Annotated in this window: 15 protein-coding genes; 4 read left to right on the top strand and 11 right to left on the bottom strand. The window is 40.8% G+C overall.

The window, feature by feature from the left end:
- Positions 1-18: 18 nt before the first annotated feature.
- From G9G54_RS14765 to G9G54_RS14745, 5 genes are read right to left on the bottom strand one after another with little or no spacing between them, the layout of a single operon-like run.
- Complete coding sequence (locus tag G9G54_RS14765) at positions 19-474, bottom strand: DUF4280 domain-containing protein (RefSeq protein ID WP_023989777.1); 456 nt, start codon at positions 472-474, stop codon at positions 19-21.
- A gap of 31 nt (positions 475-505) precedes the next feature.
- Positions 506-1,135 carry a hypothetical protein gene (locus tag G9G54_RS14760; protein ID WP_165178626.1) on the bottom strand — a complete coding sequence of 210 codons (630 nt, stop codon included), beginning with the start codon at positions 1,133-1,135 and terminating at the stop codon, positions 506-508.
- A 12-nt stretch (positions 1,136-1,147) separates the two neighbouring features.
- Positions 1,148-1,660: an imm11 family protein gene (locus G9G54_RS14755; protein ID WP_023989775.1), complete on the bottom strand. Its 513-nt coding sequence runs from the start codon at positions 1,658-1,660 to the stop codon at positions 1,148-1,150.
- Positions 1,661-1,672: 12 nt separating this feature from the next.
- The gene (locus G9G54_RS14750) at positions 1,673-2,776 is read right to left on the bottom strand and encodes a pentapeptide repeat-containing protein (RefSeq protein WP_165178625.1); all 1,104 of its coding nucleotides are present in this window, start codon (positions 2,774-2,776) and stop codon (positions 1,673-1,675) included.
- Positions 2,777-2,797: 21 nt separating this feature from the next.
- Positions 2,798-4,300 carry a hypothetical protein gene (locus tag G9G54_RS14745; protein ID WP_165178624.1) on the bottom strand — a complete coding sequence of 501 codons (1,503 nt, stop codon included), beginning with the start codon at positions 4,298-4,300 and terminating at the stop codon, positions 2,798-2,800.
- A 280-nt stretch (positions 4,301-4,580) separates the two neighbouring features.
- On the opposite strand from G9G54_RS14745, the gene G9G54_RS14740 reads away from it, so the two are divergent.
- The 3 genes from G9G54_RS14740 to G9G54_RS14730 all read left to right on the top strand — a co-directional run bounded on the left by G9G54_RS14740 (position 4,581) and on the right by G9G54_RS14730 (position 6,856).
- Positions 4,581-5,543, top strand: coding sequence for a helix-turn-helix transcriptional regulator (locus G9G54_RS14740; protein ID WP_165178623.1), 963 nt, complete (start codon positions 4,581-4,583; stop codon positions 5,541-5,543).
- A 109-nt stretch (positions 5,544-5,652) separates the two neighbouring features.
- Complete coding sequence (locus tag G9G54_RS14735; RefSeq protein WP_165178622.1) at positions 5,653-6,279, top strand: type 1 glutamine amidotransferase family protein; 627 nt, start codon at positions 5,653-5,655, stop codon at positions 6,277-6,279.
- A 52-nt stretch (positions 6,280-6,331) separates the two neighbouring features.
- Positions 6,332-6,856: a VOC family protein gene (locus tag G9G54_RS14730; protein ID WP_165178621.1), complete on the top strand. Its 525-nt coding sequence runs from the start codon at positions 6,332-6,334 to the stop codon at positions 6,854-6,856.
- 232 nt (positions 6,857-7,088) lie between these two features.
- Here G9G54_RS14730 and G9G54_RS14725 read toward each other — a convergent pair whose 3' ends face one another.
- The 4 genes from G9G54_RS14725 to G9G54_RS14710 form a co-directional block, all read right to left on the bottom strand.
- Positions 7,089-7,448 (bottom strand): putative zinc-binding protein, encoded by a 360-nt coding sequence (locus G9G54_RS14725; protein WP_029515604.1) that lies wholly within the window; start codon positions 7,446-7,448, stop codon positions 7,089-7,091.
- A gap of 278 nt (positions 7,449-7,726) precedes the next feature.
- Positions 7,727-8,245: a hypothetical protein gene (locus tag G9G54_RS14720; protein ID WP_238808114.1), complete on the bottom strand. Its 519-nt coding sequence runs from the start codon at positions 8,243-8,245 to the stop codon at positions 7,727-7,729.
- A gap of 11 nt (positions 8,246-8,256) precedes the next feature.
- Positions 8,257-8,502 (bottom strand): hypothetical protein, encoded by a 246-nt coding sequence (locus G9G54_RS14715; RefSeq protein WP_238808093.1) that lies wholly within the window; start codon positions 8,500-8,502, stop codon positions 8,257-8,259.
- Between the two features lie 355 nt (positions 8,503-8,857).
- Positions 8,858-9,379 (bottom strand): hypothetical protein, encoded by a 522-nt coding sequence (locus G9G54_RS14710; protein WP_165178354.1) that lies wholly within the window; start codon positions 9,377-9,379, stop codon positions 8,858-8,860.
- 248 nt (positions 9,380-9,627) lie between these two features.
- Here G9G54_RS14710 and G9G54_RS25705 point away from each other — a divergent pair, with 248 nt between their 5' ends.
- On the top strand, positions 9,628-9,885 hold the full coding sequence (locus G9G54_RS25705) for a copper amine oxidase N-terminal domain-containing protein (protein WP_238808091.1): 258 nt from the start codon (positions 9,628-9,630) through the stop codon (positions 9,883-9,885).
- Positions 9,886-10,205: 320 nt separating this feature from the next.
- On the opposite strand, the gene G9G54_RS14700 is transcribed toward G9G54_RS25705, so the two are convergent.
- Together G9G54_RS14700 and G9G54_RS26240 are read right to left on the bottom strand one after the other, a co-directional pair.
- Positions 10,206-10,610, bottom strand: coding sequence for an Imm7 family immunity protein (locus G9G54_RS14700; RefSeq protein WP_165178620.1), 405 nt, complete (start codon positions 10,608-10,610; stop codon positions 10,206-10,208).
- A 14-nt stretch (positions 10,611-10,624) separates the two neighbouring features.
- The gene (locus tag G9G54_RS26240) at positions 10,625-11,518 is read right to left on the bottom strand and encodes a restriction endonuclease fold toxin (RefSeq protein WP_446723020.1); all 894 of its coding nucleotides are present in this window, start codon (positions 11,516-11,518) and stop codon (positions 10,625-10,627) included.
- Positions 11,519-11,583: the final 65 nt, after the last annotated feature.

Here is an 11,583-nt window from a genome sequence, read left to right as displayed (position 1 = left end):
TCTCCTTGCCTGTTAAAATCAGCCATCTTGTCCGTCATCTGTAATGGAGATAATGCCTCCACCACCCGATCCCGTGCTGTCTGCACCAAAAAAGGAGGATATCGCCTCTTGTACACCTTGACAGCTACACATTAAGGTAGAATTGTTGAGTAGGGCAGGTGCCCCCTCAATCAATACGTCTTCCTTACCGCCTGTCCACTTGGACCCAAAAGCAATCTCCGGTTCACAGGGAAGACCCTGCTTCAATTTACACAATCCAAAAGCATTGATTTTGCTAATATTGGCTCCACAAATGGCATCGTCCACGTTCAGAACGGGTTTATCTTTAATGAAAACACCGTGGCTGTACATCATATTGAGCACACCAGGGTCTGTTCCTTGACTGCACTGTAACTTGGCTCCTCTCACCACATAAGAATGTTCTCCGCTGAGTGCACCTTGAGCCAGAGCTTTAATAAGTAAAGGTAAAAACATACAAGTACCTCCTTGAATAAAAGGTATAGAATCAAGAAAGCTCCGACCATGTTGCGGTGTGCAGCATGGCATAGGTTAAGGGAACCCAGAGGGGAGCATCCTCCAGCTTAAATTGGCAACTTCCGATCACAGCCTTGCCATGCCAGGAACGCACAAAGACAATCTGATAATAGGGAGAGGGGGAAACTAGAAAAATAGCTTCATAACAACCAATGACGGTATCATGAATAGAAAGAGCCTTTTCATCCACGAGCTTCATACTTGGTTGTGCGCGACTCGTTTGCTCAATCATCTGCTGTTGATAGATTTCTATTTGCGTGGGGTTCAGTTCTTGCCTGCTTTGGTGCAGACCTAACAGGATTCCACCCAGCTTGTCCTGAACAACGAAGCTTTTCGACGGATCTACCGTCTGTCCAGCCCGAACTTCTGGAATAAGAGAGTCAGGCAGGGAAATGGTGTGTTGATTTTCAAAGACAGAAAGGGTTTGAAATCGAATTTCCTGTTCATTCGGTAGGGTTAGTGAGCCTTTCAAAATTCCCTCCATCGCCGCTTCAATAGATATCATCATCCAGCTTTCATCGTTTTCCGCTGTACTTAGTTGCTCTTTCAACGTTTGTTGATGATGCAGTTTCAAAAAAAATTCATCCCAATGCTCCGTCAAGGTTGAACCTCCTTATAAGAGTTCTAGCTTTTGTAGCCGAAAACCACTCAAACTCCGTCGCAGCAAACTTTCAGCAGCCTCTAAGCTAATGATGAAATAAGGTTCCCTCACGTTGGAGAGTCTGAAAAAATGGTGTCCATTCACCTTTTGACTATCCAGCACAAGGCGTTTCAGGGTTTGATCATGCGGATAAAATTCAGTCTGTTCCGAAATACCATCCACGGAGGTAACAGATGGAATCCAATATAGCTCCTGACGGCTGGGTTCCCGGTTCACGATATACAACTGCTTAAAACGAGCTTGTGTATTGTATAGTTCTAGAATCCGTTTCATAGGATCGGAAAATAGCGGTTGTGAGGGTGAAAACGGTAGCCAGTCCGTGTACTCGGCATCTTCTGTCGCATGAACATCTAAAACCTGAGCCGGAGGCATGCCAACAAATGGCGTTTTAAAAAGGTCTAAATTCATCGGTTTAATGTTTCGGGAAATACGATGATCATCGACCAGCACATAATAATGGCGCATACACATTCCTCCTTATTCCGTCCACACAATAGATTGACGCTGTGCTTCGCTTAGTTTCCAATGCTGTTGGTACTTTCGCGGGACAAGGGTTCCTTGCATTGTAGCCCCCTCAAAACACACATGTTCAAACGAATGTACATCTGTAAAATCGGCCCCATCCAGGTTGGCGTGTTCAAAACGAAGTCCACATAGCCCCGGCACCCGAACTCCATGTTCCCGATACGGCTGTCCGCTGGCACTATTGAAGTGAGCACCTCTCAAATCGCTATATCTAAAATCCGTGTCGGTCAGGAGGCATCCCTGAAAGCTGCTTCCTGCCAGATTCGCTCGTTGCCAAATGCTTCCGATCAATATGCAGCTGTGAAACTGGCTTTCCCGTAAGTCACTGTGGCTAAAATCGTTATAGCGCAAATCCTTTTGCATCAGGTGAATGTGGGGAAGAGAGAGCCGCTTTAGGTTTTCGTAAACATAGGGTTCTTCTTCACTGGAATGTATCAATTGCTCTCTCACTTGATCTGCAAGAAGCGATTTCTGATCTTCGACATATAGATTCTCGCTGATATCCTTGTACTCGCCCGTTCGGATAGCTACACGATCAGCTTTATGAATGGCGAGATACTCAGGCATTTGAACCACTTCTGCCATCCCTAAGCGCAGGAGGGAGTTCACAAACTGGTGGAAAAAAGGAGCGGATTCCAGCATCATTCGTTCAACGTCCACAGAAGTAATCGTCCCCATATATATTTTTCGTTCCTGTTCCAAGGTTTCCAACATGGTACTCATCGGTGCATAGGCCCATGATGCGTCATAGGTCAACTTGCAATCGGAATCATCTTCGTACCATTCTGCAGAATAAGCCTCGACTAAATACAGGTAGGATTGCTCCAGTATCTGAGTGCGCAAAAACGAGTAGTGTATATATCCAATGGGTTCTTTTTGACCTTGTTGCTGCATGCTCAGAATGTGTATACACAAATCCCTAAACGATTCTTTGAAATCGGAGATCAGTTGAGCTTGGTAGCGATGAAACATGGCTTCCAGTCTGTCCAACTGAATGTCCAGCAAAGGTGTAAAATGATGCTCTTTAAAATGGTGTAATGCCGCTTGTTTATCCATCTGCTAGTTTCTCGCCTTCCGTTAGTTCATCTTAATTTCCGTGCCGGAGAAGGTGGTTTTGTCATCCAACGTGATCGTGTTGCCTTTACCAGACAGCTCAATTTTTCCGGCGGAAAGCTGGATGTTACCGGAACTCATAACAATATCCGAAGCCGCGCTAATACTCACATTTTTTCCACTTACAATATCAATGCCTGTTTTATCGTTAATGACAATAGACATGCCATTCCCGGAAATAACGATTTGATCCGGAGCGAGCATGATTTCTTTGCCGTATTTGGTTCGCAGCGTCTTAATGGCAGGGTCAGCCATTCGATCTGGCGCAGGAGCTGCCGCAGACAGTGCCGAAGAAGACTTTGATCCAGCAGACGAAGCAGAAGCTGTGGCATGTCCAGAAGTAACAGAAGCTTTTCCACCGGAAGGTTGTGGTTCTCTTTTAACCGAGCTGATCGCGTACCCTTCTTCTTCCTTATAACTGGGAAAATAGATGCGGATGCTGTCTCCGTCTTCAGGCATGCAATACCAGCCCGTGTTATCCGCAGATGCATAAATGGTAGAGTAGGGAAACCAGTAATCCGTGTTCGGGTCTTGCTGATCATCCATATCGAGCTGGGCGCGGACTTTGTCCCGACGAACGCTCAGTACCTTGCCATGAATGGAAGCGCCGATAATAGAGCGATTATAGTCTTTAATTGGACGTAAGCCGCTTCGTGGTGACAGCTTGGCGGTATGGGTCAGCACCCCGTCTTTCATCTCCGTTAGCACCTCAGCTACGATCAACTTATGACCTTGAAAGGTTACTTCATAGCCAGGTTCCAGTAATTTCTCCGTCTCGACCTCATATTGGATAAAATCAGCATCACGTACGCCAGGGATATGGTTCTCTGAGGCTGTTTGAAAATCCGCAACCCGTTTGGTGATCTTATAATTGGTAGATTTAATTTCTCCTTTGCTGAGTCCCATAGGCAGGCCAAAATAAAACTTCGGCACTCCATAGCCCACCGCAGGAATGAGCGGAGAGTAGAAGTGGGAGGCCATCCGTTTCAGAAACTGCCAATCGGTCTCATCATATTGCATGATAAAAGTGCCGATGGGCTTCTTATGGGACACAACATCCATGGCTTCGGCTTTGGAGTAGTTCGATACAATACTTTCGATCAGGCCCGTATAGGTGAGCTTGGGGTTCTGGAAAGAGCGTTGATGCCGCTTAATATCTAACTCGTAGGTATGAGATATGGCTTCGACGGTCAGGTAATGGACCCCGTGAACGACTTTTTCCTCCACATCCAAGGCAATGCCTCGAAAAAGGGGCTGTCGATTGCCATTTTGGTCTGTAACAAAAGCTTTGACCTGGGTTTCTTCATCCGAAGCACGTACGTACAGCTCTCGCTTTTTCTCCGAAATGATACCTGTACAGATCATTCGGGCATGGTCATTGACTGTTTTTAAGATTTTAAGTTCATGAAGGCGTACAAATTCATAAGGCATGATTTCGATATGACCGTACGTCACGGTGTTTTCCATAGGTGTCTCCTTCTATAGTTGTTTTTGGTAAATGTTATTATGAGATTCCCAGCTAGTAATGTGGTTATTGATAAATCCAGCATATGTATTTATCGGTTAAAAGAGAGAGTTAGTTTACAGAATGAACCATTCATTGTGGTATTTACTATGTTTAAATCTGGAATTAGAAGATATGAGAGGGAAGTATAAGGTGGAAAAAAGCATATAATAGATGGTAAGAGAGAGTATAAGAAGATATTTATAAAAGATTGAACTTTAATGAGAGATGAGGGTTCATGTTATGCCAAAAAACGATAATATGCTGGCCATTCTATGGATGTTGAATTCGGGCGTAAAAATGACTGCAAAACAAATATCCGAAAAGTTAGAAATAAATATAAGGACAGTTTATCGGTATATTGATGCACTATGTGCCAGTGGGGTGCCTATAATATCCGACACGGGTCATAATGGCGGGTATAGCTTGCTGAATAATTTCATCAGAGCACCTTTACTATTTGATATTGAGGAAAAAAAGGCACTCCTTCATGCTGCTATTTTTGCAAAAGAGGCTGGATACCCTTTGAGTGAGGCATTAGACAATGCAACATCAAAATTGAAAATGTATTCGAATCAAGAGCAGGAAAGTATACTTAGCCGTCATTTAGCCGGATTTGAAGTGATTAATCGCATGGGAGACCCTTCTCTTCAGCCGATATTGGCGGAATTGGAGCAAGCTGTAGCCAACGAATTCTCTGTAGAAATGGATTATCGCACAAGCCATGAAGAACAACCCAAGAATAGGGTGATAGACCCCTATGGAATGGTTTACTGGAACAACAAATGGTACACTGTTGCATTTTGTCACCTAAGAAATGAGATACGTAGCTTTCGGGCAGATCGGATTCTACAAATCAAGCGTACTCCAATCATATTTAAGCGTTCCGAAGCTTTTTCGGCCCGTGAATTTTTTATGCAAAATCTGTTGCCTGATTTAGTAGGCAAGGACGGTTTAATTTCTTTAATGATCGAAGGCAGGCCAGAGGCATTGGATGACTTATGTCTGCATTGGTTTTTGGGGCATCATCTGAAAGAGCGGACATCCAATCAAGCCATCTTTTTGCTTGAGGAAAAATCACTTCATACATATGTCCCTTATTTACTCCTACCCTACGGGAAGTCCATTCAAGTCATCGAACCACAGAGTTTGAAGAAAAAGCTTGTTGCTGTTGCGTCGGAGTTAATGGAATATTATCAACGTTAAAAGCTTCACTGACAGCAGATGTCAGTGAAGCTTTTTTATAATGAGGATAGTCATGGATTACCGAGGGTTGGTATTACTTGATAAATTATAAAATAAGGAGAATATGTAAATGGATAGTGCGGTATATCTTTATGTGTTTGACACCATGGCAGACTGGGAGATCGGTTACTTAACTGCCGAACTGAACTCGGGGAGATATTATAAAAAGGGGCTGGTTCCATCCAAAATAGTTACCGTGGGAATGGAAAAGACTCCTGTAACCACAATGGGGGGATTGAAAATCCTGCCTGACATCACACTGGATGAGTGCAGCATTGAAAGCATAGATACATTGATTTTACCCGGTGGAGATACATGGACAGAAACCATTCACCAACCCATCTTAAAAATTGCTGAAAGGTGTTTAGAGGAAGGGATATGGGTTGCAGCGATTTGTGGTGCTACTATGGGACTTGCTCAGGCAGGATTGCTGAATTCACGTTGGCATACAAGCAATGACCTGGAATATCTCAAAATGACCTGTCCCACCTACACGGGCGAAAAGTATTACAAAACGGAGTCTGCTGTAACGGATGGAAAACTAATCACTGCATCTGGAACAGCTCCGTTGGAATTTTCCGTACACGTTTTGAAAGCTCTGGGTGTGTTTTCTTCTAAAACATTAGAAGCCTGGTATAGTCTAAATAAGACTCGCGCATCCAAATATTACTATGAGTTGATGAATTCAATCCAATAAAGGTATGAGCATTAAATTGAACTGTTACGATCATTTAAAGGAGGAGTCAAAAATGACTGAAAGCAGAGAATATACAGGAGTGTCAGGTAAATATACAAAGAAGGGGATACCCAACGGTTTTACATCTATTACCCCTTTTATTACGGTGAAGAATCCTTCAGAAGCAATAGAGTTTTATAAAACAGTTTTCAATGCAAGGGTTAAGGATATTACTGAATATCCTGATGAGAATGGCAATAAAATCATTGTTCATGCTGAATTAGATTTTGGAAATGGTTTTTTGCAGCTGGGAGCAGCGAATCCGACATATCAATTGGTCTTGCCGCCAGATGAAGGCAATGCGTGTTATTCTTTCGGAATTTACGTCATGAATGTTGATCAGGTTATTGAAAATGCGGTAACAAGAGGAGCGAAAGTAAGGGAACCAGTTACAAACTTTGTTTCAGGTGATCGATTCGGAAGTATATTGGATCCTTGTGGAGTGAGATGGTCTATTATGACCAGGATCGAGGATTTGTCAGAAGAAGAAAGCAGTCGTAGGGTTGCTGAATGGGCGAAAAGCTTTAGTGGAGAATAAATGCAATCATTTTTTTGGTGAAATTATTAAAAGTGACAGTTTGCTGAAATGATGTAATAGAAATTCTGGTGGCCCTTAAAGAAGTGTTAGGAGCCACCAGTAAAAACTAATTTACGATATTGTTACATAATAAGAGCCAGATATACTTTTACTGTATGCTGTTCCAATACCTTGAAGGAATTAAAAAAAAGGTAAGCCATCCTTCGATACACACCTTCATTTTGATTAAGAATTATTGTCCAATTTGTTCTAAGATTTGTGTATAAGCATTCCTATAATGATCGGGGTTAGGATCTTCTCCTATTATCTTGGGTACGTCAAAGTCAGACAGCAGGAAATGGTGTTTGGCTTGAACTTCATGCCTTGCTAAGCAACTCTTGCAACAGGACAAGGGACAGCCGTCAATTGCAATAATGTCACGTCCCGATTTTGCTGTTCTGACAAGTGGTTTGACATCACCACCAACACCAGCAATGCAGGACATTTCAGCGACTTTTTCTCGATCCATTTGTATAGCGATCATGTTAGCGGTTTGTGCTGCGGAGGAACATCCAGAACAAGAATAGACAAGAGGTAAATCTGTTCTTTTCATCTTTGTACACTTCCTTGTTTTTTCTTTGTGATCCATCATAGTGCCTTTGATTTTAGATGAAATAAATTTAAAATTGTTTGTATTTTAACTTAAATTTACAGTCTAAACCGTGATTGTGATCACGACAATATTTTTGTAGAATCTGCTATAGGGCTAACTGTGTGTATATAAATCATCCAGATCTTTAGAAAAAAGCTTATCCCTACTCATAGATTTAAGTTGGAATAAGCTTTTAAAATTATAATGTTTAGGTACACTTAAACTAATCATTCTTTATGTTAAAGGATTTTAGAGAATTTTGTACCATCAAACTTGTCACCCCATCCTCTATTTTCTTCTATAGAAAATTTTAGAAATGGGTCGATACTTGGCAATGGAAAATTGTAATCTATCATGAGCTTTATAACTCTCTCCAAAGATTTCAAACTGCTTTCGCCGTATCCTTCGATCAAAGTGTACGTATGACTGATACCAAGGTCATAAATACCTCGCACTAAGGCATCGACTGATCCATCAATATTTTGATATAAGTTATACAAATATATGAATTCATCTTTACTCAGCTTCTCAAACTCTTCCTCCTCGTATGTTTTGAATTCTGTTAAATTCTCAGGAATTAATTCGACGACTATATCATTCCAATCATCCAAGTATTGTATATTAGTAAATTCCCATAAATAATTCAAAACGATCTTCCAATCATTAATGTCATATTTCAAGGCTATAATAGCGTTCTCAAAGCAGCTAATACCATATGCAACTCTACCTCTCATTGAAATATGCCTAAATTTTTCCATGTTCAAAATCGTTAGTCTCCTTTATACCATCCGGTTAGTGCGTCAGCACTATTTCCTTTAAAAGTAAATGTGCAGTTTTCGCAAGCTATTTTTGCTGCTCCAAATTCGTGTGGAGTTGTTTTAATAGTATATATATCATTCACATTAGCCTTTTGATTCAGTGCTTGATTCACTGCATCTACTTCTGCGCAATTTCCCACTGCATACTCATTAAGAGAATCTTTTGGCAGTAATCCTGCTTTGTCTTTGCTTCCCAATAATCTTGCGTTCTTTTCATCTCCACTTGTATACCTTTATTCATTCCATAATAATATTATCGGCCTCTAGTCACCCTGTTCAATATAACTGAAAAGCATTATTTAGGTTATGAAATTAAAGCATTTGATGTGTATACAATCAAAATGTAGAAATCTTTATACGGATATTACATGGGTTGTATGTGTTATTGGTTGAATGATGGAATCATTCGGTACTGGGTAGGGCTTTTTAAGCAGCCGCCCAAGCAACCCTTGATTTCATCAGCTAGTTCAAGTACATTCCTCCAATCAGGTGAATTTCTAACTGCATTAACATTCCAATTATCGCCTTGCTGTAATTCTAGAACTAAGTTTCTTAAAATAGAACTTTATACACCATCTCATCACTAATTAGTCCTGCATGATTAAGTTTTTGTAAGATATCAGCGTGTAAAAATGAAATTACCCCTGTATCAAACTCTTCAAAGATATTGTACCCAATTACCATATCATCCTCGCTTAGCAGATATGTTCCACACTTATCAATCGTATTTACGTATAGCTCCATGAGTTTTTCTATGGATATTTTCTCCACACACAACAACCCCCTTTTATTTTTGAATAATGTAGCCTTACCGCCGGGTAATGGTTTATAATCAGATCCCCTTACCTTGACTTTGCCTGTCTGACCACTTGATAATCCAATGTCTGACCCTTCATGCATCCCTGCTTCTGGATGATAGAACACAGACTTATCGCCGTTTGTGAATTTCCGTCCAGTACCTGCTGAAATGGTGTAATAGAAATTCGGATGCCGAATAGTTGGCGGAAAATAAGGTATCATTATCACCACATAAGGCATGTTGAGCGCTGTTAGTAATATTGAATAAGGGTGCATCGGTGTTTTAGCTCCTCAATGAGGGCTAGTTGATAAATAGAGAAGAGGTAATAAACCATGTTAAACATATAATTTTGCCCTTAGCTGTTATCTTTGTTCTCGTTTCTTCTGTCTCAGTTGAGAGCGCGCATGCGGGATCTAAATTTAGTTATAATGTTGAAGTTTTTGTAGATAACAGCGCATTAACATCCACTTAGAGAGAAATCCACAAACACCGTATATGCCCCTATTAAATTATATCTGAGGACTTGGGAGAGTCTGTCACATGGAACAGACCTACACAAGAAGTTACAATTAAATCGAAGAATGGTACAATTATACGATTAACCTTGGGTAGCAAAGTTGCATACGTGAACGATGAAGAAAAGATAATGCGGAATGCTCCGCTTATGCCGGAATATCCAAATCGGGTTATGGTTCCTCTTAGATTTGTTTCGGAAGTTCTGGGAGTTATAGTAAATACAACTACGATCAATGGAATATTACATGTTGACATTAAGAAATAATGCTTGATTGCTTGGAATGAGTAACAAACCAATTACTCTTCAAATCTTGGTTCGTAAGGCTTGAGGAGTAATAGTAATTAATGCATAGCAAAAAAGTTTGGAAAAGGGGAAAACTCCTCACGTTTCTATACTGAAACCCACCCATTGAGCGGTTTTTTGCTTTTATCATTCGAAATTACAAAAGCTTATTCCTACTACTGGATCAAGTTGGAATAAGCCTTTGAGATTTTATCAATTTTTCGTTTTTTATGTTGCGTTTGTTGGCTATAGTGATTAGTTTTACTGTCTGGGGGAAATCTGTCGTTCTGTTTTAAAACATTTCAATCCTCATAGTCATCTTCTACTTTAGGTATGAATGGAGACAAGAAGGGGTCCGTGTGTTCAGTCAGTTCACCTCGAATTAACGCATGAACCCTAAATTCATTAAATAACTTCATATCATCGCTATCCCTTATATATAAAACTCCATATGAACCTGGGGCAAACTCCCCTACCTTTTTTAATACTTCTATTGGATTATGTTTAGCAGTAGGTTTATGATTGTTAAGACCTGCTATCCAGAGTTGATAATCTCCATTTACAGCTCTTAAATCCAGAACACCAGAAGACCAATCCAATTCATTCAAAAAGTTTTGTATATCTTGAATAATTAACGATAATTTTTCATCATCATCTTCAAATGAGGAACTTTCTCTGATGGTTACCCACCCGTGATACTCAAACATTTCTACTCATCCTCTCATGGTATTAGGGGCTTAGTATCAATAATTATTTCTACACCATATCTTTCGGCATATTCTTTAAGTTGTCTTAGCACTCTGTCATCAGGCTTACCTTCAAAGTGAAAATATGCTTTTCTGTTCGTTTCAATTGCGGCTTCGATCGTAGCCTTCGCTTGTTTTCTAAATTGCTTATCTAAACTGTTCAACGGTGGTTTGGTTTGAGCAATGTACTGGTCGCTTACCGTATCAAACTCACGTCCCTTAGGGTCATTACTAAATTTAACTCTGGATTCTCCACTTAGTTTTTCTGCCAACATATCAGCTGCTTCATCCTCTTTAGGAACCTTTACCAATTTCCCTGAGTATTGCCCATTATTAGAAGTCCCGGTTTTTGACGTTCCCTCAGCGGGCTTGCTCGAATTTGGTAGTTTAGGTGACTCCTTAGGTCTACTTGAATTTGCCCCATTATAAATCGCCGAATCATTGAACTCATCAATGGGCCTGTTTACACCTGGACCACCTTTTGGATTGGGTTTTGCAGGCGGATTCTCTGCAATAGGTGGCTGGCTGGACCTAGCAGGAGAACTTCCCGCACTCCCCATACCGATACGGGCTGCTACAATCCCATAAGTCGTTTCTTCGACTAAATCGCTTAAGCCTGTCCTTTCCATGTAATCTCCAGATTTTTGTCCAATAAAGCCTTGATTGTATCGAGTAATGAGTGCATCCATTTTCTCTTTGTCCAACTCAATAGCATTTGTAGAGTCCACACCCATCGCTACCAAACCATCTTCAATGGCATTGAGAGTTCCTTCATCCCATACGTGTGTTCTTTTTGCATTGACGATACGCTGGATGGCGGCCAATTTATTAGGATCTTTAATATCATACAGTGATAGTTTGCGCTGCATTGTAATTTCAGTACGCAGTGCTTGCTCTGCTTGTTTTAGCTTATTTTCATCCTGCCACCAGTTGG

This window comes from Paenibacillus sp. EKM212P (genome assembly GCF_011066115.1).
GTDB lineage: Bacteria > Bacillota > Bacilli > Paenibacillales > Paenibacillaceae > Paenibacillus > Paenibacillus polymyxa_B.
The sequence above is the reverse complement of the archived record's forward strand: the minus strand, read 5'-3'. Positions and strand labels throughout refer to the sequence as shown.

What these genes read in the sequence shown, in the direction of transcription:
- G9G54_RS14765 (WP_023989777.1), bottom strand. Translation starts at nt 474, where the DNA reads ATGTTTTTACCTTTACTTATTAAAGCTCTGGCTCAAGGTGCACTCAGC.
- G9G54_RS14755 (WP_023989775.1), bottom strand. Translation starts at nt 1,660, where the DNA reads ATGCGCCATTATTATGTGCTGGTCGATGATCATCGTATTTCCCGAAAC.
- G9G54_RS14750 (WP_165178625.1), bottom strand. Translation starts at nt 2,776, where the DNA reads ATGGATAAACAAGCGGCATTACACCATTTTAAAGAGCATCATTTTACA.
- G9G54_RS14745 (WP_165178624.1), bottom strand. Translation starts at nt 4,300, where the DNA reads ATGGAAAACACCGTGACGTACGGTCATATCGAAATCATGCCTTATGAA.
- G9G54_RS14740 (WP_165178623.1), top strand. Translation starts at nt 4,581, where the DNA reads ATGCCAAAAAACGATAATATGCTGGCCATTCTATGGATGTTGAATTCG.
- G9G54_RS14735 (WP_165178622.1), top strand. Translation starts at nt 5,653, where the DNA reads ATGGATAGTGCGGTATATCTTTATGTGTTTGACACCATGGCAGACTGG.
- G9G54_RS14730 (WP_165178621.1), top strand. Translation starts at nt 6,332, where the DNA reads ATGACTGAAAGCAGAGAATATACAGGAGTGTCAGGTAAATATACAAAG.
- G9G54_RS14725 (WP_029515604.1), bottom strand. Translation starts at nt 7,448, where the DNA reads ATGAAAAGAACAGATTTACCTCTTGTCTATTCTTGTTCTGGATGTTCC.
- G9G54_RS14720 (WP_238808114.1), bottom strand. Translation starts at nt 8,245, where the DNA reads ATGGAAAAATTTAGGCATATTTCAATGAGAGGTAGAGTTGCATATGGT.
- G9G54_RS14710 (WP_165178354.1), bottom strand. Translation starts at nt 9,379, where the DNA reads ATGCACCCTTATTCAATATTACTAACAGCGCTCAACATGCCTTATGTG.
- G9G54_RS14700 (WP_165178620.1), bottom strand. Translation starts at nt 10,610, where the DNA reads ATGTTTGAGTATCACGGGTGGGTAACCATCAGAGAAAGTTCCTCATTT.
- G9G54_RS26240 (WP_446723020.1), bottom strand. Translation starts at nt 11,518, where the DNA reads ATGCAGCGCAAACTATCACTGTATGATATTAAAGATCCTAATAAATTG.